Annotated in this window: 24 protein-coding genes; 14 read left to right on the forward strand and 10 right to left on the reverse strand. The window is 38.7% G+C overall.

Features of this window, described 5'->3' with window-relative positions; translation table 11 throughout:
* Window positions 1-17 precede the first annotated feature (17 nt).
* Window positions 18-1,106: a DUF3810 domain-containing protein gene (locus ACFE6N_RS12335; RefSeq protein WP_378936839.1), complete on the forward strand. Its 1,089-nt coding sequence runs from the start codon at window positions 18-20 to the stop codon at window positions 1,104-1,106.
* 148 nt (window positions 1,107-1,254) lie between these two features.
* On the opposite strand, the gene ACFE6N_RS12340 is transcribed toward ACFE6N_RS12335, so the two are convergent.
* Window positions 1,255-1,836, reverse strand: a complete 582-nt coding sequence (locus tag ACFE6N_RS12340; protein ID WP_090987922.1) for a tRNA-(ms[2]io[6]A)-hydroxylase — start codon at window positions 1,834-1,836, stop codon at window positions 1,255-1,257.
* Between the two features lie 94 nt (window positions 1,837-1,930).
* Between ACFE6N_RS12340 and ACFE6N_RS12345 the strand changes: the two genes are divergently transcribed.
* The 8 genes from ACFE6N_RS12345 to ACFE6N_RS12380 all read left to right on the forward strand — a co-directional run bounded on the left by ACFE6N_RS12345 (window position 1,931) and on the right by ACFE6N_RS12380 (window position 11,273).
* Window positions 1,931-3,157 carry a glycosyltransferase gene (locus ACFE6N_RS12345; protein ID WP_378936841.1) on the forward strand — a complete coding sequence of 409 codons (1,227 nt, stop codon included), beginning with the start codon at window positions 1,931-1,933 and terminating at the stop codon, window positions 3,155-3,157.
* Between the two features lie 180 nt (window positions 3,158-3,337).
* A complete protein-coding gene (gene dnaK / locus ACFE6N_RS12350; RefSeq protein WP_378936843.1) occupies window positions 3,338-5,194 on the forward strand; it encodes a molecular chaperone DnaK in 1,857 nt (618 codons plus the stop codon).
* A 117-nt stretch (window positions 5,195-5,311) separates the two neighbouring features.
* Window positions 5,312-5,875 (forward strand): hypothetical protein, encoded by a 564-nt coding sequence (locus tag ACFE6N_RS12355; RefSeq protein ID WP_378936845.1) that lies wholly within the window; start codon window positions 5,312-5,314, stop codon window positions 5,873-5,875.
* A gap of 82 nt (window positions 5,876-5,957) precedes the next feature.
* Window positions 5,958-6,989 carry an Atu2307/SP_0267 family LLM class monooxygenase gene (locus ACFE6N_RS12360; RefSeq protein ID WP_378936847.1) on the forward strand — a complete coding sequence of 344 codons (1,032 nt, stop codon included), beginning with the start codon at window positions 5,958-5,960 and terminating at the stop codon, window positions 6,987-6,989.
* 49 nt (window positions 6,990-7,038) lie between these two features.
* A complete protein-coding gene (locus ACFE6N_RS12365; RefSeq protein WP_378936850.1) occupies window positions 7,039-7,548 on the forward strand; it encodes an STM3941 family protein in 510 nt (169 codons plus the stop codon).
* Between the two features lie 550 nt (window positions 7,549-8,098).
* The gene (locus tag ACFE6N_RS12370) at window positions 8,099-8,458 is read left to right on the forward strand and encodes an endonuclease domain-containing protein (RefSeq protein ID WP_378936852.1); all 360 of its coding nucleotides are present in this window, start codon (window positions 8,099-8,101) and stop codon (window positions 8,456-8,458) included.
* 1,015 nt (window positions 8,459-9,473) lie between these two features.
* A complete protein-coding gene (locus tag ACFE6N_RS12375; RefSeq protein ID WP_378936854.1) occupies window positions 9,474-9,833 on the forward strand; it encodes an endonuclease domain-containing protein in 360 nt (119 codons plus the stop codon).
* Between the two features lie 483 nt (window positions 9,834-10,316).
* Window positions 10,317-11,273, forward strand: a complete 957-nt coding sequence (locus tag ACFE6N_RS12380; RefSeq protein ID WP_378936856.1) for a zinc dependent phospholipase C family protein — start codon at window positions 10,317-10,319, stop codon at window positions 11,271-11,273.
* On the opposite strand, the gene ACFE6N_RS12385 is transcribed toward ACFE6N_RS12380, so the two are convergent.
* The 9 genes from ACFE6N_RS12385 to ACFE6N_RS12425 all read right to left on the reverse strand — a co-directional run bounded on the left by ACFE6N_RS12385 (window position 11,274) and on the right by ACFE6N_RS12425 (window position 19,471).
* Window positions 11,274-11,960 (reverse strand): DedA family protein, encoded by a 687-nt coding sequence (locus ACFE6N_RS12385; RefSeq protein ID WP_090988086.1) that lies wholly within the window; start codon window positions 11,958-11,960, stop codon window positions 11,274-11,276.
* A gap of 66 nt (window positions 11,961-12,026) precedes the next feature.
* Window positions 12,027-12,728 (reverse strand): DUF4397 domain-containing protein, encoded by a 702-nt coding sequence (locus ACFE6N_RS12390; protein WP_090988084.1) that lies wholly within the window; start codon window positions 12,726-12,728, stop codon window positions 12,027-12,029.
* A gap of 57 nt (window positions 12,729-12,785) precedes the next feature.
* The gene (locus ACFE6N_RS12395; RefSeq protein ID WP_378936858.1) at window positions 12,786-13,463 is read right to left on the reverse strand and encodes a DUF4397 domain-containing protein; all 678 of its coding nucleotides are present in this window, start codon (window positions 13,461-13,463) and stop codon (window positions 12,786-12,788) included.
* 87 nt (window positions 13,464-13,550) lie between these two features.
* Window positions 13,551-14,675, reverse strand: coding sequence for a DNA polymerase III subunit beta (gene dnaN, locus ACFE6N_RS12400; protein WP_090988080.1), 1,125 nt, complete (start codon window positions 14,673-14,675; stop codon window positions 13,551-13,553).
* A gap of 33 nt (window positions 14,676-14,708) precedes the next feature.
* Window positions 14,709-16,394: a gliding motility-associated ABC transporter substrate-binding protein GldG gene (gldG, locus tag ACFE6N_RS12405; protein WP_378936860.1), complete on the reverse strand. Its 1,686-nt coding sequence runs from the start codon at window positions 16,392-16,394 to the stop codon at window positions 14,709-14,711.
* A complete protein-coding gene (gene gldF, locus ACFE6N_RS12410) occupies window positions 16,391-17,119 on the reverse strand; it encodes a gliding motility-associated ABC transporter permease subunit GldF (protein WP_378936862.1) in 729 nt (242 codons plus the stop codon). The genes gldG and gldF overlap by 4 nt, the downstream gene beginning before the upstream one ends.
* 72 nt (window positions 17,120-17,191) lie before the next feature.
* Window positions 17,192-17,734, reverse strand: coding sequence for a hypothetical protein (locus ACFE6N_RS12415; protein WP_378936864.1), 543 nt, complete (start codon window positions 17,732-17,734; stop codon window positions 17,192-17,194).
* Window positions 17,735-17,738: 4 nt separating this feature from the next.
* On the reverse strand, window positions 17,739-18,446 hold the full coding sequence (locus ACFE6N_RS12420) for an ATP-binding cassette domain-containing protein (protein ID WP_134203941.1): 708 nt from the start codon (window positions 18,444-18,446) through the stop codon (window positions 17,739-17,741).
* Window positions 18,447-18,550: 104 nt separating this feature from the next.
* Window positions 18,551-19,471, reverse strand: coding sequence for a glycerophosphodiester phosphodiesterase family protein (locus ACFE6N_RS12425; RefSeq protein WP_378936866.1), 921 nt, complete (start codon window positions 19,469-19,471; stop codon window positions 18,551-18,553).
* A gap of 507 nt (window positions 19,472-19,978) precedes the next feature.
* On the opposite strand from ACFE6N_RS12425, the gene ACFE6N_RS12430 reads away from it, so the two are divergent.
* The 5 genes from ACFE6N_RS12430 to ACFE6N_RS12450 all read left to right on the forward strand — a co-directional run bounded on the left by ACFE6N_RS12430 (window position 19,979) and on the right by ACFE6N_RS12450 (window position 24,668).
* A complete protein-coding gene (locus tag ACFE6N_RS12430; RefSeq protein WP_378936868.1) occupies window positions 19,979-21,622 on the forward strand; it encodes a glycine--tRNA ligase in 1,644 nt (547 codons plus the stop codon).
* Window positions 21,623-21,957: 335 nt separating this feature from the next.
* Window positions 21,958-22,365: a helix-turn-helix domain-containing protein gene (locus ACFE6N_RS12435; protein ID WP_378936870.1), complete on the forward strand. Its 408-nt coding sequence runs from the start codon at window positions 21,958-21,960 to the stop codon at window positions 22,363-22,365.
* Between the two features lie 86 nt (window positions 22,366-22,451).
* The gene (locus ACFE6N_RS12440; RefSeq protein ID WP_378936872.1) at window positions 22,452-23,216 is read left to right on the forward strand and encodes an SDR family NAD(P)-dependent oxidoreductase; all 765 of its coding nucleotides are present in this window, start codon (window positions 22,452-22,454) and stop codon (window positions 23,214-23,216) included.
* A gap of 173 nt (window positions 23,217-23,389) precedes the next feature.
* On the forward strand, window positions 23,390-24,079 hold the full coding sequence (locus ACFE6N_RS12445; protein WP_378936874.1) for a CAP domain-containing protein: 690 nt from the start codon (window positions 23,390-23,392) through the stop codon (window positions 24,077-24,079).
* Window positions 24,080-24,158: 79 nt separating this feature from the next.
* Window positions 24,159-24,668: a GtrA family protein gene (locus ACFE6N_RS12450; RefSeq protein WP_145856109.1), complete on the forward strand. Its 510-nt coding sequence runs from the start codon at window positions 24,159-24,161 to the stop codon at window positions 24,666-24,668.
* Window positions 24,669-25,226: the final 558 nt, after the last annotated feature.

Genomic DNA, 25,226 nt, shown 5'->3' on the forward strand with positions numbered 1-25,226 from the left:
GACCGTTTCAGCAAGTAATGACTAAATCTATAATTATTAAATCAACGGTACTTCTAGGTTTAGCTGTCCTGATTTACGCTTTCGGCTTCTTCCCTACCCTTGTCCAAAAATATTACTCAACAGGTTTTTATCCTTACATCTCTTCAGCTTTAAGGTTTATATCAGGTATTTTCCCTTTTGCTATCGGCGACCTGATTTATATTTTACTTATTGGCTTTATACTGTATAAAATTATTAGATTTTACAAAAGGCGTCAATCCTTAAAAAAACAGGATATAATTATTATTTCCTTACAGATTTCAAACTTTTGTTTAATACTCTATATCGTTTTCAAAATAGTTTGGGGTTTAAACTATAGCCGGCCAAGCATAAGCGAAGAATTGGGAATTGGCAACGAAAAGTATAATGCTAAAGAACTGGTTGTTCTGGGCAATTATTTCGTTGATAAAACCAACAGCTTAAAATTGATGCAAGTCAAAGTGCCTGCTTACACAATTAATGAGCTCGAATCTAAATCTGCAGCAGCATATTCACTTATGGCGAAAAGAAACAAGATATTCAGGTATAATAACCCTTGTTTAAAGTCCGTTTTAAATTCTTGGATAATCAGTAAAATTGGCATTGAGGGTTATTATGCCCCCCTTTCAGGTGAAGCCAATATGAACATGAACTTGCCTGATTTTGTTAAACCTTACGTTTCCTGCCATGAAATTGCCCATCAGCTTGGTATTGCTTACGAAGATGAAGCCAATCTTTTAGGCTACCTAACGGCAAGCAATAGCCCTGATTTGAATTACCAGTATTCAGCCAATTATGAAATGCTCAGGTATATTCTTTTCGAAATCAGAATGAAATCGCCAGATGATTACAAAATACTCTACGAAAAGCTACTTCCGCAGGTTTTAGCCGATTTTAAGACAGAAAAAGAATTCTGGCGCAAATACAACGGTTATATGTTCGGTTATATGGACGCCGCTTTCGATCGTTTCTTAAAATTGAATAACCAGCAGAAAGGCATTGATAGCTATCAGGATATTGTGGTCTGGCTGTGGAATATTTATAAGTCAGAAAGTCTGAGGTCCGAAAGTCGGAAGACTGAGCGATAAAAGGCATTCCATTTTTATTTATAAAACTCAGTTAGCGGTTATAAATAACAGTTATCTGTTTAATATAGTCTACTCTAAAACTGAAAATGAGTAGTTAACATTAAGCATAGCCATTTGAAAATTGTTTAACTACCAACAGAAAACTGATCTAGCCGTGTATCGCCTCCTTTGTACCAAAACTCTGAATCAGTTCTCCTTCAAAATCAAGCCACTCTTTCCAGCGTTTATCCACATCTACATCGGTACTATATTTACGGGCAAAGTTTAGGAATGTGGTGTAATGGCCTGCTTCCGAAACCATCAATTCATGGTAAAACTTGGCCAGTTCTTTATCCTGAATGTTTAAAGAAAGCACCCGGAAACGTTCGCAACTTCGGGCTTCAATCATGGCCGCAAACAAAAGCCTGTCGATAAAAGCCTGGTTACGGCTGCCGTCTTTTTTACTGAATTTCACCAGTCTGCCTACATAATCATCTTTACGTTCGCGGCTTAACGTATAGCCACGTTCTTTAATGATATTGATCACCATTTGAAAGTGCTGCATTTCTTCAATGGCAATAGCCGTTAATTCATCAACCAGTTCCTGATGCTCTGAATTTTGTGTAATTAATGTAATCGCATTACTCGCGGCTTTTTGTTCGCACCAGGCATGGTCAGATAAAATTTCTTCCAAATTCGATTCTGCAATATTTGCCCAACGCGGGTCTGTCAATAATTTTAATCCTAACATCCGATGCTTTGTAATTGAGCTGCAAAATTAGAAATAATCGGCACGGTTTTAAAATTGTGAGCTAAAAACCATTTATTTTGCAGAAAATTAAATCATGACCACAAAGAAATTATTAATTATTGGAATGGTTTGGCCCGAACCCGGATCGTCGGCAGCAGGCACAAGAATGGTCCAATTGGTTGATTTATTTCTGGCTAATGGCTATCAGGTCACTTTTGCTTCGGCAGCATCAAAAAGCGAATTCAGTTATGATTTTAGCCATACGACAGTTGCTGAACAGGAAATTAAGTTAAACGACGAGAGCTTCAATACTGTGTTAAAAGCGCTTACCCCTGATATTGTGCTGTTCGATCGTTTTATGATTGAAGAACAATACGGCTGGCGCGTACAGCAGGAATGCCCGGGTGCCTTGCGGATTTTAGATACCGAAGATCTTCATTTTTTACGGCAGGCCCGACAACAAAGCACCAAAAAGCAGGAAATAATAAACCTGTTTTCGGATATTGCCAAACGCGAAATTGCAGCCATCCTCCGCTGTGATCTGTCTTTGATTATTTCGGAAGCAGAGCTAAATCTACTCCAGGAAAAGTTTAAAATTGATCCGGGCTTACTGTATTATCTGCCTTTTTTGGAGCAGCAAATTACTGCAGACATTACCCGAAAATGGATTCCATTTGCAGACAGGGCCGATTTTGTTTTCATTGGAAATTTTATACATGAGCCCAACTGGCACACCGTGCAAACCTTAAAAACCAAAGTATGGCCTTTGCTTCGGAAAAAACTGCCCGAAGCCAGCCTGAACATTTACGGAGCCTATCCTACACAAAAGGTATGGCAGCTCGAAAATAAAGCAGAACGTTTTTTCATTAGAGGTAGAGCCGCAAACGCACAGGAAACTATTGCAAAACACAAAATTTTGCTTGCACCGATCCAGTTTGGTGCTGGGGTTAAAGGCAAATTTATTGATGCCATGCTAACCGGCACACCATCGGTAACCACAACTATTGGCGCCGAAGCCATGAAAGGTAGCCTGGCCTGGAATGGCTTTATTGAAGATGATTTGACTCAATTTGTCGAGAAAGCGGCTCAACTTTACCAGCGCCAATCCGAATGGCAGGCTGCACAACAACAGGGTATCCAAATTATCAACCAACGTTATGTCTCCACTGCTTTTACGGATGCTTTTCTGTTGAAAATAACCGAACTTTTATTGTCCCTAACGAAACACCGCCAAAACAACTTCATTGGCCAGATTTTAAACCACCATACCCTTCAAAGTACAAAGTACATGAGCCTTTGGATTGAAGAGAAAAATAAATAGAGTCAGAGGTCAGAAGTCAGAGCTCCGAAGATGTCGCGGCATAAAATTTCAATTAAAACTCTTAATTAATAACACACCCGATCTTCCGACTTCGGTCTCCGGACTTCCGACTAAAAACTATTGACTTTTAAAAAACATTCAGGTTCTGAAAGCTAGGAACAATATTGTAAATTTGCGGCTATGGCAAAAATATCGATTAACCTTGCTACAGGTTCGTTTCAAAAGGAAGAAATTATCGTCGGAATAGATTTAGGTACCACCAACAGTTTGGTTGCGTTTATTAACCCTGATAAAAATCCTCAGGTGATTAACGATTCGGGCAAGGGCGTATTGGTGCCATCAGTAGTTTATTTCAATAATCAGAACGAAGCCGTTGTAGGTAACGAGGCAAAGGAATTTTTAACCACTGACCCTTCTAACACCATATTTTCTGTTAAAAGACTACTAGGACGTTCGTATAAAGATGTAGCCGATCACGCCGCTACTTTTTCTTACAAAATTATTGATGATGATACCGATGCATTGGTAAAAATTCAGGCCGGAAACCGTTTCTATACCCCGATTGAGTTATCTGCCGAAATATTAAAAGAGCTAAAAGCCAGAGCCGAACATGCGCTAAAAACACCAGTGAACAGGGCTGTAATCACTGTTCCGGCTTATTTTAACGATAGCCAGCGCCAGGCCACCCGCGATGCCGGAAAACTGGCAGGTTTAGATGTGATGCGCATTGTTAACGAACCCACTGCGGCCAGCTTGGCTTATGGAATTGGTTTAGACCCTACACAGCAGAAAACCATTGCCGTTTACGATTTAGGAGGAGGCACTTTTGATGTTTCCATCCTGCAGATTCAAAACGGTATTTTTGAAGTGTTGGCTACCAACGGAAATACCTATTTGGGCGGCGATGATTTTGACCGGGCCATTTTAGATTACTGGATCGCTCAGAATAAACTTGATGTAACGACGCTGGCTCAGAATAATATTTTGATGCAAACGCTAAGGTTACAGGCCGAGGCAGCAAAAAAAGCATTATCAAGCCAAAATTTATATAATGAACAAATAGGCGAAATCTGGTGTACACTTGATAAGCAAACTTTTGAGCAATTGATTGCTGCGAAAGTAGAGGAAACGATTACAGCCTGTAAAAATGCATTAAAAGATACAGATTTAACATCTGCTGATATAGATGAGGTCATTTTAGTCGGCGGTTCTACCCGTACACCTTTTGTAAAGCAGGCAGTCGAAAATTTCTTCGGTAAAAAACCTCAGGATGATATTAACCCCGATGAAGTAGTAGCCTTAGGTGCTGCCATCCAAGCTGACGTATTGGCCGGAAACCGCTCAGATATCTTACTGCTTGATGTAACCCCGCTTTCTTTAGGTATCGAAACCATGGGTGGGTTAATGGATGTCATTATTGCACGCAATAGCAAAGTGCCAACCAAAGCTGGCAGGCAATATACCACTTCAGTTGATGGTCAGGTAAACATGAAAATTTCTGTTTACCAGGGTGAACGCGATCTGGTTAAAGAAAACCGTAAGCTTGCTGAGTTCGATTTAAAGGGAATTCCGGCTATGCCCGCAGGTTTACCTAAAGTAGATATCAATTTCCTGCTTAACGCAGATGGTATATTAACCGTACAGGCAATTGAATTACGTTCTGGCGTAAAACAAGAGATCGAAATAACGCCAAGCTACGGCTTAAGTGACGACACCGTTGAGAAAATGCTTTTAGACAGCATTGAGCACGCACAAAGCGATGTACAACAAAGGATGTTGATTGAAGCCAGAAGTGAGGGTGAGCAATTGCAGTATACAGCTGAGCGCTTCATCGAAAAACATGCGGAGCATTTAACCGAAGCAGAAATAGCAGAAACGAAAACACATATCGAAGCGCTTAAAACGGCTTTGACCACTCAGGATAAGGATACAATCCTTAAAAAAGCAGATGAACTGAATGAATTTACCCGCCCTTTTGCCGAGCGTGTAATGGATGCTGCTATTTCCACCGCGATGAAAGGCAAGAAGATCGAGTAGTTTTCAGCTAGCGTTTGGCAGTTTTCGGTTTTTAATTAGCAGTTGGCAATTTCAATTTCGATACGTCGTTCTGAACTCGTTTCAGAATCTTTTTGGGTATAAGTTGGTATTGATCTTATGTTCCTTAATGGCTTAAACCTGCGAAGATTCTCACACGATGGAAATCCTGGATTTCTGAAAATAAGCAAAGTAATTGATGAAGTTTATAGTGGATTGAGTTCTTTTAAGTTGCAACAAATATTGCTGGATATGGTTAAATCGATCAAAGTTAAAGATAATGGAAACATATTTATGATGATTTATATCTTCTGCATGTTTCCATTGTTCTTTGTGGCACCAATATTTATGTTTGATCTGAGTTATGTTCAATCAGCTATAATTTCAATGTCCATATTAACTGTGTTCTTTATTTTCTACTTTAAAAACCTAATCGCCAGGCAGGATGAATACGCCATTATTGCGGATGAAAATGAAATCACCTTATTAAACCTCGGAACCTTTAAATGGAGTGAAGTTAAGCTTATAAAAGCATTTGAAGAGTCGTTTGGCCGCAGGAGCTATTCTTACCTCAATATCGTTTTGGAAAATGGCAAAAAATTTAAGATAGAATCCACAAATTTTGATTATCCCAATCAAGAGCTCGAAACCATTTTAAATGCTTTGGGTAAACTGACCGTTTAATATTCAATTCAACTTTTTTCTTACCATACATCAAAAAGCGACAAACACAAACGCCTTACTTTTGTTAAAATTATTTAACAATATGGAATTAGGTATCGGAATGTTTGGCGATTTGCAGATCAATGCAAAAGGAGAAATTCAACCAGCACAGCAAAGGCTTCAGGAAATTATAGCAGAAATAAAACTAATGGACGAAGTTGGTCTGGATTTCTACGGTATTGGCGAACACCATCGTTCTGATTATGCCGTATCCAGTCCCGAAATTATACTCGCCGCTGCAGCTACGGTAACCAAAAATATCAAATTAAGCAGTGCCGTTTCAGTTTTAAGTTCATCTGATCCGGTTAAATTATACCAAAACTTTGCAACCATCGATTTAATTTCAAACGGAAGAGCCGAATTAATGGCTGGTCGTGGAAGTTTTATTGAATCTTTTCCGCTATTCGGCTATAACCTGCAAGATTATGATGAACTTTACGAAGAAAAGCTCGAATTGCTTCTTAAAATAAACAAGGAACCTAAAATCAGCTGGAAAGGTAAATTCAGGCCAGAATTGAATAACCAGGAAGTTTTACCAAGAGCGGTAAATAACAATTTAAAGATTTGGGTAGCCGTTGGTGGAACGCCAGAATCAGTTGAACGTGCCGGCAGATTGGGATTACCCGTAATGTTTGCCATTATCGGAGGCCAGCCTATACAGTTTAAACCACTTTTTGATTATTACAAAAAAGTTTACCAGGCCTATGGACATGATATGAACAAGTTTGAAGTGGGCGTGCATATGCATTCTTTATTTGGCGAAAACAGTAATGAAATTGCAGATTATTATTACCCGCTTTATTCAGCACAGATGAACCGCATTGGCCGGTCGCGTGGTTGGGCACCTTACCAACGCAATCAGTTTGATGGTGGCCGAGGCAGTAGCGGAGCGCTAATTATTGGCGATGCAAATGAATCGGTAGATAAAATTCTCGCCATGGAAGAAACCTTTGGTTTAACCCGTTTCTCTGCACATATGGATGTTGGCGGACCATCTCATAACGCAATGATGAAATCAATAGAAATTTTTGGGACAAAAATTGCCCCGGAAGTGAGAAAAGCACTGAACAGATAAAGCTGATGATTGGCTGTAGAATATCCCCACTAAACTTAGCAGATTAAAAATGAAAGATATTGTTGAAATTAGCTTTAAAAAAAGTAATATCATCATTAGTATTCTTTTATGTGTATTAGGTTTAGGGGCTTCTATATTTTTACTTTTTCACGCTTATTTGCCACCTAAAATAATATGCCTTGCAGGCATAATTCTGCTTTTAGTTATTCTTTCTGAACGAATTTTACAGTTAAAAAAGTCGATAAAGGGAGAGTTAGCTTTAAAGCTGACTAAAGAGGGATTAATAAATTTTACGCTTGTAAAAACTGTAAGCATTCCATGGAACGAAATTGAAGATTTTCATACAGGTTTTTACAGAACCAATTCAATTTTAGTAAATGTAAGTAACCCTGCTCAATACAAAACCACAGCAATTAAAGATTATTTTTCCCTAATCGCATACCTCAATGATATGTTTAGTTCAAAACCATATTTATTGTGGATAGACATCGATATGCTAAACATCAAAAAGGCTGAGCTAATGGCAATTTTGCAACAGAGGAAACTACATTCTGCTTAAAATAAAAGCACTTAAACTTACTTTACGCGATTAAAGTTGAATCTGAAGAGCTGGTTTGTGAAGCGATTAGAAAGCATTTAAAAAACAAATACCCCCCGCCCCCCCCTTATTAAGGAGGGGAGCTAACTCATCAAGTAAATTTGATACGGAAAATGAATACCCACAATTAAACAGTACATACATCTGATCAAGAAAATAACTAATTCATCATACAGAAACATAGCCAGTGTCCCCAACTACAAACCTTAACATTCCCAACCAATTTGGCCAAAGCAGTTCCTAATCCCCTCCTATTTTAGGAGGGGTAAGGGGTGGTAAACTGAATAAAATTAATTTTGAACAGTTAAAAAATTAATACAGCCACCTGGAAAATAATGTTAACCGAGAGAAGAACTACTTCATCATACAGAAACATAGCCAGTGCCTCCAACTACAAACCTTAACACTCCCAACCAATTCGGCCAAAGCAGTTCCTACTCCCCTCCTATTTTAGGAGGGGTAAGGGGTGGTAAACTGAATAAAATTAATTTAAAAATATTTATATTGAACTATGGTAATCCATAATCTCAAGTATCTAAAAGAAAAAAGAAGGGAATTGAGAAATAACCTCACCCCAGCTGAGGCGACCATGTGGGGGTACCTCCAAAACTCAAAACTTGACGGCAGAAAATTCAGGAGACAACATAGTGTTGGAAATTATATTTTAGATTTTTACTGCCCCTCTGAAAAATTAGCTATTGAAGTTGATGGAAGCAGTCATGATGATTATTCAGCGGAAATATATGACAAGGAAAGAACTGATTTTTTAGAGAGCAAAGGAATTAGGATAACCAGGTTTGACAATATTGACGTTTTTGAATCTGAAGAGCTGGTTTGTGAAGCGATTAGAAAGCATTTCAAAAACAAATAACCACCACCGGCCCCTCCTTATCAAGGAGGGGAGCTGATTCATCCAATAAATTTGATACGGAAAATAAATACCAAAAATTGAACAGTACATGCATTTGATGAAGAGTAGAACTACTTCATCTTATAAAAATATCTAGTACCTACTAATTACTAACCTAAGCACTATAAATTTATCTTGACCACCCCCGGCCCCTCCTTATCAAGGAGGGGAGCTAACTCACCGAGTAAATTACATACAGAAAATGCATACCAAAAATTAAACAGTACATACATCTGATCAAGAAAATAACTAATTCATCATACAGAAACATAGCCAGTGCCTCCAACTACAAACCTTAACACTCCCAACCAATTTGGCCAAAGCAGTTCCTAATCCCCTCCTATTTTAGGAGGGGTAAGGGGTGGTAAACTGAATAAAATTAATTTTGAACAGTTAAAAAATTAATACAGCCACCTGGAAAATAATGTTAACCGAGAGAAGAACTACTTTATCTAATAAAAATATAGCCAGCGCCTACTGATTACAAACTTAAGCACTCTAAACTTACTTTGACCACCCCCCAGCCCCTCCTTATCAAGGAGGGGAGCTGATTCATCCAGTAAATTTGATACGAGAAATAAATACTAAAAATTAAACAGTACATACATCTGATCAAGAAAATAACTAATTCATCATACAGAAACATAGCCAGTGCCTCCCAACTACAAACCTTAACACTCCCAACCAATTTGGCCAAATCAGTTCCTAATCCCCTCCTATTTTAGGAGGGGTAAGGGGTGGTAAACTGAATAAAATTAATTTTGAACAGTTAAAAAATTAATACAGCCACCTGGAAAATAATGTTAACCGAGAGAAGAACTACTTCATCATACATAAACATAGCCAGTGCCTCCAACTACAAACCTTAACACTCCCAACCAATTCGGCCAAAGCAGTTCCTAATCCCCTCCTATTTTAGGAGGGGTAAGGGGTGGTAAACTGAATAAAATTAATTTAAAAATATTTATATTGAACTATGGTAATCCATAATCTCAAGTATCTAAAAGAAAAAAGAAGGGAATTGAGAAATAACCTCACCCCAGCTGAGGCGACCATGTGGGGGTACCTCCAAAACTCAAAACTTGACGGCAGAAAATTCAGGAGACAACATAGTGTTGGAAATTATATTTTAGATTTTTACTGCCCCTCTGAAAAATTAGCTATTGAAGTTGATGGAAGCAGTCATGATGATTATTCAGCGGAAATGTATGACAAGGAAAGAACTGATTTTTTAGAGAGCAAAGGAATTAGGATAATCAGGTTTGACAATATTGATGTTTTTGAATCTGAAGAGCTGGTTTGTGAAGCGATTAGAAAGCATTTTAAAAACAAATAACCACCCCCGGCCCCTCCTTATCAAGGAGGGGAGCTAACCCATCAAGTAAATTTGATACGGAAAATAAATACCAAAAATTGAACAGTACATACATTTGATGAAGAAAGTAACTAATTCATCTTATAAAAATATCTAGTACCTACTAAATACAAACCTAAGCACTATAAATTTATCTTGACCACCCCCGGCCCCTCCATATCAAGGAGGCGAGCTGATTCATCCAATAAATTTGATACGGAAAAATAAATACCAAAAATTGAACAGTACATGCATTTGATGAAGAGTAGAACTACTTCATCTTATAAAAAGATCTAGTACCTACTAAATACAAACCTAAGCACTATAAATTTATCTTGACCACCCCCGGCCCCTCCTTATTAAGGAGGGGAGCTGATTCATCCAGTATATCAGATCCGAAAAAGCATACCCACAATTAAACAGTACATACTTTTGATTTAAAGAAAATTGTTTATCTTAGGTTATATGAAAAGATTAACGATTTTAGCCGCGTTAATCATCCCTATATTTCTTTGTACCTCCTGGGGCTTCTTTGCACACCAAAGGATAAACAACCTTGCTGTCTTTACTTTACCGTCAGAAATGATCGGTTTCTATAAAAAGAATATTAAATACATTACCGAACATGCCGTTGATGCCGACAAACGCAGATATGCGGATACCTTGGAAGCGCCACGGCACTACCTCGATGTGGAGAACTATGAACAAAACATTGATAGCATTCCAGAAAAGTGGGATGATGCCCTGGCTAAATACGGCCTGAAAAAGCTAAATACTGATGGTATCATTCCATGGCAGGTACAGCGAAGCTATTATGGTTTAGTGAAGGCCTTCAAAACGCATGACTCGATAAAAATTCTAAAATATTCTGCAGATCTGGGGCATTACATTGCCGATGCACATGTTCCCTTACACACTACCGCCAACCATAACGGGCAACTCACCAACCAGGTAGGCATCCATGCCTTTTGGGAAAGCCGTTTGCCCGAATTATTTTCAACTCAATACAATTTTGTGGTAGGCCGGGCTCATTATATCGAAAACCCATTGCAGGAAATCTGGAAAGTACTTAAACATACCCATGGTTTGGTTGATACGGTACTTAGCTTTGAAGCAAGTTTAAATGCATCATTTCCCGCTAGCGAAAAGTATAGTTTTTCAGAACGAAACCATACCGTACTTAAACAATACTCCAGAGAATATGCAAAAGCCTATCACGATAAGATGAACAATATGGTCGAAAAACAAATGCGTGCTGCCATATTAACCACAGGTTCGTTTTGGTACTCTGCCTGGGTAGATGCCGGACAGCCAGTACTTAAAAACCTGATCAAAACCGAACTATTGCCTGATGAACAAAGCGCAGAAAAAGAGATTGAAAAGCGATATCAAAAAGGAATACTGATCGGAAGAGAACTTTAGTTAAGCGTTCGGCTCCTCCCCTTCAATCATTTTTTCCACCTTTTTAGGCTGTAAGCGACTTCTGATAGCAGCCCAAATGGCAGGAACAAATGTAACTACAGCAATAAAGATGATAACCAGTTCGAAGTTATTTTTAATTGCCGGAATTTGTCCCAACAGATAACCACCGATTAACAAGGCAAAAATCCAGGCAACCCCACCAATAATATTGTAATAGGTAAAGCGACCGAAAGGCATTTTAGCTATACCGGCAACAAAAGGAGCAATTGTCCTGAAAATTGGTAAAAAACGGCTCAGCATAATGGCTTTACCGCCATGTTTTTCGAAAAATTCGTGAGATTGATGGTAATATTTGAGTTTTAAAATTTTGTTTTTTTCTTTAAATACTCCCGCCCCCAAAACGCTTCCTAATTTATAATTAACGGTATTTCCTAAAATCGCAGCTACAATTAATATCAGGAGCATAATCCAGATATTTAAACCTGTTTCATGTTCGCCCGCAATTAAAGCACCCATGGCAAAAAGCAAAGAATCGCCAGGAAGGAATGGAGTTACCACAAAACCGGTTTCGGCAAAAATGATCAGGAATAAAATAAGATAAGTCCAGGTACGATATTCGTTAACAATCTGGGCCAAATGAACATCAATGTGGAGAATAAAATCTAAAAGCTGCTGTAGTAATTCCAATTTATTTGATTTTGGGCAAAAGTAAGCATAGTAAAAGAATAATATGCTTTAAATTTTAATAAATAATTAGTTTGCCGGAATGATCCGATTTTTAAGTTCTCCCTTTTTATCACCATCAAATAAAATCAGATAAACCCTTCCCCTATTAATCGTAAGCGAATCTAAGCGTGTTACCGAAGGCGGTGGATTTGTTGCGGTGGGGTTAGCTAACTTAAACGCATACTTCATTACATTATTAACCTTTACCTTAAAAGTTTTGGTTTCACCATAGCCCAGTAACGATTCAGTCGGTTTAGCTGTATTTGTACTATCTGTAATTACAACCTTAGACCCAAGTGTATAACCCAGATTTAAAAATGTCAGCTTAGCTGAATCCAGGTCGGGCTTTACATCATCCTGATAAACTTTCAACTTTGCAGGCTTATCAATTGCTTCTTTCAGATAAAAAACCGAATAATTTTGACCGATTTTAAATTTTTGTTCTGTCAGAGATGCCGCATCTACGCCAGTTCCAATATTTTTGCTTGTGATATTAATAATAGAATCGCCAGGTATAACTACATAACTTGTATTGCTATTATAAGCTACGGAAGCGCCGATCTGCCTGCCGTTTAAATAAAAATTTTGAGTGGTATCGGTAGAAGCTGCCTGAAAAAAGCGGATTTTAGCATCACCTTTAATGAAATTATTGTTTTTGATGCAGGAGCTAATTAAAAAGACGCACACCACAAGAAAAAATATTCTGGAAAACAATACTGTATTTTTCATATAAATTACCAATGCTACTAAAACGTAAAGATAGCAGAAAGCGCAAAAACTGCGAAATTAATTATCGGTAATGATATGTGCCGTCAAAGTTGCAGCGGCGGCACCACTAAACCAAATGGTATAAATTTTCCCTGCCTCCAGGCTTTTGGCATCAATGGTTTTGATACTGCCTGAACCAACCACTGAATACCTCAGGTTTACTTCAGGATCAACCGTAAAATAATTAGATGCTTCTTTAAAAGCCAGGCCATTAACAAATTGTGTGCCGCCCTGTACCGTCACATTTATCCCTGTGGCAAAAGCAGGGGTAAGATTTATTAATTTAATCTTTGCTTTGGTTGATTCTGTATTGCTCAGGTTATCTTCATAATTGACAATTTCCAGTTCACCTTTTTTATTGGTAACCAAAAAAGCAGTATAAGTAATAGATGGTGTAAAGTTTAACGAAGTATCTGTAGCCGTACTATTCGTTCCGGTGTAAGAAACACTTCTATTACCTGAAGGAATTTTCACATAATCACTGGTTTCACCAAAAGCCAGAGCCGAAGTGGTGAGTTTTTCATTATCGAGATAGAAATCCTGATGAACATCGGCAGTCGAAGCATTAACCATTTTTAACTTGGCTTGCCCCTTTGCCACTTCAGCCGGATTATCCTTTTTGCATGATAATAAACTTATGCTGCAAGCAGCAATGAGCAAAATCAATACTGTAGAGCGTTGGTTATAGATTTTCATTGGTTTTGGTTGGTTGATATAAAACAAAAATGGCTCGGTCAAAAACCAAGCCATTTTCTTATTAAAACTAATAAACTAGTTTTTTTTTTAATAACTGTTATTCAGCATCACCGGCATTACCAACATTAGAACGTCTTCATTTTCGTCATTGGTTTGCGGAATTAAAAGCCCTGCCCTGTTCGGAGTAGAAAGTTCTAAAGTAACCTCATCACCACTTAAATTGCTCAACATTTCAATTAAAAAACGGGCATTAAAGCCAATTTCAAGGTCTTCACCATCATATTGGCAACTTAAGCGTTCATGTGCCTCGTTCGCAAAATCCAAATCCTCGGAAGAAATATTTAATTCGCTTCCGCTGATTTTCAACCTTACCTGATGCGTCGTTTTGTTGGCAAAAATTACAACCCTACGGAGCGTATTTAGAAACAAGCCCCTGTCAATAACCAGTTTATTAGGATTATTGGTTGGGATAACTGCCTCATAATCTGGATAGCGCTCGTCTATTAAACGACACACTAAGTTTATATTTTCGAACTTGAAGAAAGCACTTGTAGCATTATAATCTACTGATACATTTATATCAGTTGAAGGCAAGGCAGCTTTCAAAAGTGTTAAAGCTTTTTTGGGAAGAATAAATGAGGTGGCTTTATCAGCTTTGCTATCCATACGGCGGTATCTTACCAGTTTATGTGCATCGGTGGCCACAAAAGTGATGTGCTGAGGAGACAGCTGACAAAATACACCTGTCATTGCCGGGCGCAGCTCATCGTTACTTACCGCAAAAATAGTTTTGGTAATGGCTTCGGTTAAAACCGATGCTGGTAAATTTACAGAAGATGCATTTTCAACTACGGGAATCTTCGGAAAGTCATCGCCATTTTCACCACTTAATTTATATTTACCATCACCCGCACTGATTTCAATGGCAAAGGTACTATCATCAATATTAAATGCAATCGGTTGATCTGGTAACGTTTTTAACGTATCTAGTAAAATTTTAGACGGAACGGCCACTTTACCTTCTTCCTTCGATTCTACAGCCAAAGCGGTTGTCATACTGGTTTGCAGATCGGTAGCAGAGATCGTTAAGTTTCCATCTTTAATTTCGAAGAGAAAATTTTCTAATATAGGCAAAACCGTACTGCTGCTTGATGCACCATTTACGGTTTGTAAGTGTTTTAACAGCGTTGATGTGGATACAATAAATCTCATGATATTATTTAGTATTCTTCAAAAATATAAAAATTATTTAGCGTACTTGTATTTGCGGTAATAATGTTGAAAAATTGCAAAGAATATTAACAATAGCAATGGCGCCATAACATTTATAAACTGCCATTTCGTTTTTTCAAGCTTAATTTTGGCTTTATCCAATAATCTGATTTTTACTTCTTTATTCCTTAACGCAATTAAGTTATCATTATCCGTGAAATAATCAACGATGTTAAGTAACAAGGCTTTATTACCAAAGGTGCGCTGCGAATATCGGTCAAAACCCAGGGGGAAGGGTGATCCGTTCTGTTCAGATACCTGGTTTTTAAAGATATCGCCGTCCCCTATTACAATCATTTTAGCGGGTTTTCCTACACTGGCTGAGGTATAGGGTTGCTTAATCGTTGCGGGTAAGGGGCGCCCGGCAAAAACCGACGGAAAATTACCTTCCAACATCAAACCCACATGCTGTGGTTCACTTTGAAAAGACCGTGGATCCAACTGCTCGCTTAACATTTGCAGGCTGAACAGCTTCGGCACATTAAATACTTTGTTATAAGGAGAAGTACTTAAAATGTACGATTTCTTTACTCCTTTAACTCCGATCGTATCTACCGTGCTCGGAAATTCAGATTTTACTCCATCCAGCTTCTTCACCACACTTTCAGCCGTATCGGGCAATAAAATCGGGTAATAAATCCATGGAACCAGCTGCATCTGGTTTTGTCCACCTACCACTCCCGTTGAGACCGGAATTTCGGCACTGTTCGCAGGATCAGCTATGAGATTATAATTAACCCTTGAGCCATACATAAATAGCATATCGTCCAGGTTAAGGTTGTTATTAATGGCCATTTGCCCGCTTTTACCACGCAAACTATCCAGTTCGGCATTTACCTGATCGATACTCCACAACACCCGCCCACCATTCATTACAAAATAGTTGATTTTGTATTTCTCCGCTTCAGTAAAAGGTTTCCTAGGCTTGGCTATGATGAGCATTTTCAATTTATCAAGTCCTGCTTTGTCGATACTATTTAAATCAATACGGCCCACCAAATAACTGTTTGACAGGGTATGGATCGCATCTGCCAGCTGCAGATCAGAAAGCTCACCATTTGACTCAGAGAACCCAATCCTGGGGTTATCACCCGATATCACCTTTTTTAAACCTGAAGTAAATATATATTCCAGATTTTCAATCGCACGGTTAATATTGTCTTCATAATTTCCCCGGGTATCTAAATTCTGGAAAAGTTTAATCGGGAATTCCTTACCTCCGCTTTCCATCATGGCCATTGGAAATACAAGCTTCTGCGTTAAGCCACTTTCTGTTTTAACACTTAAATTGGTGGCTTCTATGCCTCTTTCATACAAATTATTGATCACCGTATCCTGATCGGCCTGGTTAAGACCGGCTAAGGGGTCGACAAAAACCACCTGTACGTCTTTTTTGGCATAGGCTTGATAGTCAGATAAGATATCAGAAACTGCAGCCTGGAGGCGCTTAAACGCAGGTGGCAGTTCCCCGGCTAAAAAAACGGTAATCATCAACGGTTTTTCGTTATCCTCCAGCAAGGCTTTTGTTTTTTCGCTTAGTGTGAAACGTTTATCGGCTGTAAAATCAAAACGATAAAAAGCGTATTGCCCTACAATATTTAAAATGATCAATGCCGCTATAACGATGATGGAGTTACCCCATTTATGCTTTAGTCTCATTTCCTTTTCCCTCCTATCATCAATTTGGTGATTAATAAAAACAGAACGGAAAACGTTATAAAGTAAATCAGATCCCTGGTATCTAAAACACCACGGCTTATCGAAGTATAATGTTGATTGATCCCTAAATTCCTAATGATATTCCCGATACTTTGAAATGCAGCCAGCTGACTGCTATAATCAAAGCCTAAAAAAGCGAATGCACATAAGGCCGCGCTGATTACAAAGGCAATAACCTGATTTTTAGTTAATGCAGAGGAGAAAATCCCCATTGATGTAAAGGCAGCGCCTAATAAAAACAGGCCAATGTATGAGCCAATAACTGATCCCGAATCGATATTTCCTTCAGGAAAACCCAGCTTCGAAATACTATAATAATAAATTAAAGTTGGGATCAGTGCAAATAACACCAAAACCAGGCTCGCTAAATATTTTGCCACAACGATCTGCCAAATGTGGATGGGGCGGGTAATTAAAAGTTCAAAAGTGCCCTCTTTCCTTTCTTCAGCAAAAGCGCGCATCGTAATGGCCGGAATGAGAAACATAAAAAGATAAGGCACTAAACTAAAAAAGCCATCAAGTTCGGCATAACCATAATCGAGTATCGAAGTATCAGGAAAAAACCAAAGTAACAGGCCAGAAACCAACAGAAAAATGCCAATGGTGATGTAAGCCACCATCGAACTTAAGAAACTGAATAACTCGCGTTTAAAAACTGCGTACATAGTTAAATTTAAATACCGAAGTTAAGAAATATTTTTTCGTTAGGCTATCCGGACAACATCGCTCAATTTTACTTAGATGCTAAATAAATAGGCAAACCTAATGCCTACAAACCCTCTGGTATTGGTTTTACTAAGGCCAAAAATATCGCTTTTACCCGTCCAGCCTTCGTATCTGATGCCAAGATCGAGTTTATTACCTCCTGATAATTTAAACTGGTTACCAATGCCAGGCGACCAAATGAACAGTTTTTTTTGTTCGTTATTTAATGGCAGTGCGGCACCCAGTTGACCTTCTGCATAAAAGCTTTCGCTAAACTGATATTTTAATCCGGCTTTTGCAGGAATATAGGTTAAATCCTGTACATTAAACAATTGATTTCTTTTGCCAAAGAAATTCATAAAACCCGCATTTAATGTTACTGCGAGATTTTCTGCAACCAGCAGATCAGCTTTTACCGAAACGCCCAGGCCAATACCGGATAGGTTAGAGAAATTGCCTGATGGTAAACCAATTTCTGCCGCAATACCAATGCTGGCGTTATTTTGAGCCTTTAAAAATGATGGGCTTAAGAATAAAAAGCCAATAAGTATGGTTCTGATGTTGATGCTACGCATGAATTTAAGCGGTAAGTTTTCTGAAAATATCTTCTAATGATTGTTGTTGGTGCATTTTTTTAAGTCCCTCTAACGAATCGTTTGCTACCATTTTACCTTTGTTCATAATAATAATATCATCACAAATGGCTTCAACCTCTTGCATAATGTGGGTAGAAATCACAACCGTTTTAGCTGTACCAAGCGTTTTGATGAGCTGCCTGATATCCACAAGTTGATTAGGATCTAATCCGGACGTGGGTTCATCTAAAATTAGAACCGACGGGTTATGGATGATCGCCTGGGCCAGACCTACCCTTTGGCGATACCCTTTCGATAACATCCCTATCTTTTTATGCTGCTCTGGCGTTAAACCCACCATTTTAACAACTTCATCAATCCGGGCAGGTAAATTGACAATTTTATAGGTCTGCCCAACAAAACTTAAAAATTCCTTTACATACATATCGGGATAAAGAGGCGTATTTTCAGGAAGGTAGCCAATATGCTTCTTGGCTTCAATGGCATCAGAAAAAATGCTTTTACCAGCAATTTCAGCCTCGCCTGATGTAGGTGCCAGATAACCGGTAAGCATACGCATCGTGGTTGATTTACCAGCGCCATTTGGTCCTAAAAAGCCAAGAATACGTCCCGGTCTGGCTTCAAAACTAATGGCATCTACTGCTTTTTGCTTATCGTAATGTTTAGAAAGATTTTTAACTGAAATACTCATTATGCATGTTTAAAACCAAATTTTCTACAAGTTATTGAAGTTAAATTAAGAAATATCGTCATTGCGGGGAGGAATGACGAAGCAATCTTATAATGACGATCAAACTAATTGATATGCGCTGAACTTAACTTTTTATTATACCTGAACTTATCCAGCTCTTCTGCTGCCTGCGGCAAATTATCGCCAGATAATATATCTGCACCATTGTTAACCAAATGATAATAAATATTTTTTACCGGACTGGCTATGGCACTTTTATCAATATTACCCATGGTACCTAAAATAGTGGTAATGCCTTTATTGTGTAAGTATTGATATAATTCTTTATCTGGTGCGGAAACACCAACAAAAGCTACAATGCGGTTATTCGGGATCCCCAGTCCATTTAACCGTTTCAATTCTGCTTTTTTCTGAATAGATGCCGAAATCATTAATTCTGGCGCCAACTGATGCACCTCCTTTGCCTGATCTGCTGTGTAGGTGATGATAATGGAGTTACTTTCTGCTTTATAGTGTCTAACTTTTTCAATCACTTTTGCATAAGAAACGCCTTTTTTCAAATCAATAGTCAATAGCACCTTTCCTTTGCTCCAGCTGAGTACGCTATCTAAAGTGGGAATTTTAAATTTTGTTTCTTTGCCTTCATTATCTTTAAGGTTAAAGGCTTTCAGCTCTTCATAAGTATAACTGCCAATCGGCCCTTTCCCTGTAGAAGTACGGTCGAGCAGATCATCGTGCATAATCACCATTACGGAATCTTTACTGTAAGCGATATCAAATTCAATTACGACCGGATTATAAGTAGTGGCATTATCGAATGTTTCGATGCAGTTTTCGGGATAACCGGGCATTGGCCCTCCGCGGTGCGCACTGATGAGCGGAAAACGGTTCTCTGGCGTCCACTTCAAAAATTGATATAACTCCGTAATGGCATTGAATTTAATATAGTGATGCTTTTTCTCCTTTGGCGTGCATGAGGTAAACAGTATAACAATAACCAGTAATAACAAATGATGGAATTTCATGATTCAAAAGTAGGAAAAAATGAAAGATAGAAGCGGTAAAATAGCATGTTAAATATCTACTGAGTTAAATGAATAGCTATTAAAGGGTTAATGGGTTAATTGTTGAAATCGGTTAATTGGATTACCCGTTAACCCATTGATAAAATTAGTATTGCATTTGATGATAACTATCCTTTTATAATTGATAGTTAAAAAATTATGGCCACAAACTGGCCATCTAAACCTGATTGCAGCGGACACGATCCCGATTTTTCATCAACAGAAACAAATCAGAAAACAGGGCATCTGAAACCGATTAGCACTGACCCTGCTTTCCAAAATACCTAAACCATATAAGTGATTTAAGAAAATATGAGCTAATTGGCCAAGCATCTGATTCTTTAAAAAGATGTGGCAAGATTCTGATAGTTATTAACCAACATCACGATAGCATTGCCTTTGCGTTGATCAAAAACCTTCAACCTTATACCTTTAAACCCTCCGCCTTTTTATTATCTTTGCTGCATTATGGCTCAAAAGAATAACGACGAACAATTTAAAAATGTAATATCACATGCTAAAGAATACGGTTTCGTATTTCAGAGCAGCGAAATATATGATGGCTTAAGTGCTGTTTATGATTACGGCCAATTGGGTGCCGAGTTAAAAAACAACATAAAAACCTATTGGTGGAAAGCCATGGTGCAAATGCACGAGAACATTGTAGGGATTGACTCTGCAATTTTTATGCACCCAAAGGTTTGGAAGGCCAGCGGACATGTGGATGGCTTTAACGATCCGATGATTGACAATAAAGATTCGAAAAAACGTTACCGCGCCGATCAGTTACTGGAAAACAAAATTGATGAACTATATTCGGAATTAGCCAGTTTCAGTGCTGAAAACAAAGCCAAATTTGAATCGTTTCAACAGGAGATATTGGGTTTGAGTGACGAAGGACAAGCTGCCTGGATCCCTGGTTTTAAAGACGAAGAAACGATTTTAGATAATACAAAATATCCATTTGTTGATGAGGCCAGCTGGAGATTTGTTAGAAAGGGTTTGGCGCTTGAAGTAGAAATGAACCTTGCGCTTAAATCTGAAAACCTAGCACAGCTTAAAGATTTAATCGTAAACTATAAAGTAATCTGCCCAATTTCTAAAACTTCAAACTGGACCGACGTGCGTCAGTTTAACCTGATGTTCAGCACCCAATTTGGTGCTATGGCCGAAGGCAGTGATGAGGTTTATCTTCGTCCGGAAACCGCCCAGGGAATTTTTGTAAACTTTTTGAATGTTCAGAAGTCAGGCAGGATGAAAATTCCTTTCGGTATTGCGCAGATTGGTAAAGCTTTCAGAAATGAGGTAATTGCCCGCCAGTTTATTATGCGTATGCGTGAGTTTGAGCAAATGGAAATGCAGTTTTTTGTTCGCCCGGGTGAAGACAAAAAATGGTTCGAATACTGGAAAGAAGCACGTTTAAAATGGCATAAGGCTTTAGGCGTAAACCCAGAAAAATACCGTTACCACGACCACGTTAAGCTGGCGCACTATGCCAATGCCGCTACCGATATTGAATTCGAATTCCCATTCGGGTTTAAAGAAGTTGAGGGTATCCACAGTCGTACAGATTTCGATTTGAAGCAGCACCAGGAATACTCCGGCAAAAAAATGCAGTATTTCGATAACGATTTAAATGAAGATGGTAAACCTTACGGCAATTATATCCCCTATGTAATCGAAACGTCTATCGGTTTAGACCGTATGTTCTTGTTAACGATGATCAATGCGTTTGAAGAGCAGGATTTAAGCACTGAAGATAAGCAAGACAGCCGTACTTTATTGCGTTTACACCCTGCTTTGGCACCATATAAAGTAGCTATTTTCCCATTGACCAAAAAAGACGGTTTACCGGAAAAAGCACGCGAAATTATGGATGAACTGAAATTCGATTTCAACTGTATTTACGAAGAGAAAGATGCGATTGGTAAACGTTACCGCCGTCAGGATGCAGTAGGTACGCCATTCTGTATCACAGTTGACCACCAGAGTTTAGAAGACAATACGGTTACGATTCGCCACCGCGATAGCATGGAGCAGGAACGTGTGTCCATTGCTGATTTAACTGGTATTATTGGTAAAGCAACCAGCTGGAAGGCATTGTTGGCTTAAAAGTATAGATTCGTCATATAAAGCGGAGTTCAACAAAGCCGAGAACCAAGTAAGTACGCCGCGAAGCTAGATCTGCATTGAATAGATCTCTCCACTCCGCGATGCTTCGGTCGAGATGACGATCACTTTATTCAGTCGCAGGTTTTACCCCTGCGACTTTTTTTATTCAAAGTAAACAGATTGAACTGGTTTATAACGATTGGTACCAACGGAAAAAACATGTGAAAAAGCTCTATACCTTATTAGCAGTTGACTAAATTCATTCTATTTACACCTAATAGTGAATAAATCACTTTAAGGAATGATATATTTGTTTAGCGATCAACAGCATTGATATGAAAATTCCACAGAAGTTTTTTGCCCGTCGACATGAAATTGCGGCAGATTATTTAAAAGAATTAGACAAACACCTTGACGACATTGTATCTGGCCGTGCCACAGAAATGTTTGAGGTAAGAGATTTTGCTGAGCTTATTCATGTTCACCCTACACATTTAAGCAATACCATAAAAGCCGCTACCGGGCACTCGCCCTGTTATTTTTTCGAAGAGCGCTTAATGGAAATTTCCAAATCGATGTTACATAATGTAAGCATGCCTATTGCCGAAATTGCCAGGATATTAACTTACGACCCATCCAACTTTACCAAGTTTTTCAAACACTTTGCCGGCCAGACGCCAAAACAGTATCGCGAGGCTTATTTCGAATCTTTAGCTACCAGTAAGGAAATTGCCACCACATAAAACTTAAACACTCACCTTTTTTACTTAAGCTGTCACCATTTTTACAGCCGATTTCCATCTAATTTTGTTTAATAAATAAAAAAAAAATGGAAACACAAAATAAAATTGCCCTGGTAACCGGTGGTAGCCGCGGACTGGGAAAAAACGCAGCCATAAAAATCGCCTCAACAGGAATCGGTGTAATTTTAACCTATCAATCTAAAAAAGAGGAAGCAGATGCTACCGTAAACGAAATTAAAGCACTGGGTGTACCGGCAGCAGCAATTCAGTTAAATGTTGGCGATGCCAAAACTTTTGACGCTTTTTTCAGCGAGGTTAAAAGTGTATTAAAATCTGTCTTCAATGCCGAAAAATTCGACTTCCTGATCAATAATGCAGGGATTGGCATCCACGCTTCATTTGCTGATACTACAGAGGAACAATTTGATGCCCTGGTAAATATCCATTACAAAGGCGCTTTCTTTTTAACCCAGAAAGCCTTACCCTTATTAAATGATGGTAGCGGTATCATTAATATATCATCGGGACTGGCTCGTTTTGCGACCCCGGGCTACGCCGCTTATGCTTCGATGAAAGGTGCAATAGAAACCTTAACCCGATACCAGGCGAAAGAGTTAGGTTCAAGAGGAATCAGATCGAACGTTGTGGCTCCTGGTGCAATTGAAACTGATTTTGGTGGTGGAATGGTACGGGATAATGATCAGATTAATGCCGCAATCGCCGCCAACACTGCTTTAGGCCGTGTGGGCTTGCCAGATGATATTGGTGGTGTGGTCGCGTTTCTATGTACCGAAGAGGCAAGATGGATTAACGCCCAGCGTATTGAAGCATCAGGCGGCATGTTTTTATAAACTTTTCGCTATTTTTAACCACCGAGGCAAAAAGACCACAAAGAAATTAACTTTTGTGACCTGGTGTTTTGGTGGTTATTTTTTCGATATTGCTTGTCAGCGCCAAACATTACCTCAAATCCATCATCAGAAAATAATCTGAATTAAATGGCGTTATTCATGAAAATCATCTGATGCGTAAAATACTTTTACCTATTCTTTTATCCTTATTCTTTGTTACCAGCGTAAATGCTCAAAAGTGGACGGATGCCGAGCTCCGCAGGGCCAATACCGCAGTAAATGCTAATTATTTAACTAACGAGGAAAAAAATGTGGTGATGTTTATGAACCTGATCCGCATTGATGGCGAAAAGTTTTATTATACTTTTTTAGAAGATTACATTAACAACTATAACGCTAAGGTAAAGCAATATAGAAATTACAACCAACTGCGGATTGCCCGCAACAACAGTTATTATACCTCTTTATTAAAGCATTTGAAGGGCATAAAAAATCTACCGGTATTTTACCCCAACGGTAAATTGACTGATTTGAGCCGTAGTCATGCGCTGGATCTTAACCGAAACAACCTCAGTACACATCAAAGCAGCAATGGAGATCAGTTTTCGAAGCGTATATCCAAATATTTCCCAAACAAAGCCATGAGCGAAAATATCGACTTTGGTTTCTCAAACAGTTTGGACATAGTATGTCATTTATTGTTGGATTGTGGCGTACCTTCCCTGGGTCACCGGTTCACCTTGATCGATCAGAAATACAAACTAAATACTGTTGGTGTAAGTATCCAGCCCCATCCGTCTTACACATGGTGTGCAGTGATTGATTTTGTGGCCCTACCCTCAGCTGATGTTGAGGAGGAGTAATACAGCAATGATCTTTTACCCGGGCAATAAAAATTTAATTGTAAATTGCGCCTAAAAATAATAACGAATAATTTAAGTAATGCGCAAAGCAATTTTAGCCATAATTGATTTTTTTTACCCCCCTTTTAAAAAGTTTATTTCCCTCCATAATTTCAGGTATATGGCCACTGGCGGCGGCACCTTGCTACTGGGTATCCTGAGTTATTATTTTGCCTATTTTGTTATTTTTAAAACAGAGGAAGTAAATTTTGGCACATTTGTGCTTCAAAGAGAAACTGCCTCATTATTAATAGACTACGTTGTTGCCATTCCAACCAGCTTTTTGCTCAACAAATACGTTATATTTACACATAGCGAATTAAAAGGTAGGGTGCAGCTTTTCAGGTTTTTGAATCTTCAGTTTATCAATATACTGGCCACTTATGTTTTTCTGAAATTTTTATTGGAACTTTTAAGAGATTATCCAACTCTGTCCATTTTATCAAGAATACTTGTTTCAGTATCAATGGCTCTTTTCAGTTACCTGTATCAACATTATTTCACTTTCAGTGTGAAGAAAATCGGAGATAAAACAGGTAAACAGGATTAGTTGACCGCAGTAATTATTTGCCACGGAAGCGCAGAAAGCACGGAATTAATGTTGCCGAAAAATAAAGCTCAGGGGATAAGCACAGGCCTTCGTAACTAAACGGAATGGAAACGACATTCTCTGATTTAAGCACTATTTTTTGTCTTTTTTATGGAGTGCTTGCTTGTTTCACAGGGTTCATTGGAGATATAGCGAGCAGCCCGGCCGGAGCATCCCTATGAAATGCTACAGCACCTTTCCAAATTATAATCTTATTTCTTTTTGAAAAGCAGTTGCACTAGCATTTGGGTTTCTTCAGTCCCGCCTTCGCTTCAAGTCCTCACTCGTGCCTCGCTCCGGGCTTTATGCACCAGTCGGGTTTAGGTGGACATGATAGTACGGCTATTTTCGTTTTATAGCTAATCGCAGAGAAAACCGGGTTCATCTGCATGAGCACCTGTAAATAAACGGGATGGTAGCGGCATACTTTTGCGCCAGCCTGAGCGGAGTCGGAGGGCAGCAAAAGATATAGCGAACAGCCCGGCCGGAGCATCCCTATGAAATGCTACAGCACCTTTC

It is taken from the genome of Pedobacter sp. BG31, from assembly GCF_042464845.1.
Lineage (GTDB): Bacteria > Bacteroidota > Bacteroidia > Sphingobacteriales > Sphingobacteriaceae > Pedobacter > Pedobacter suwonensis.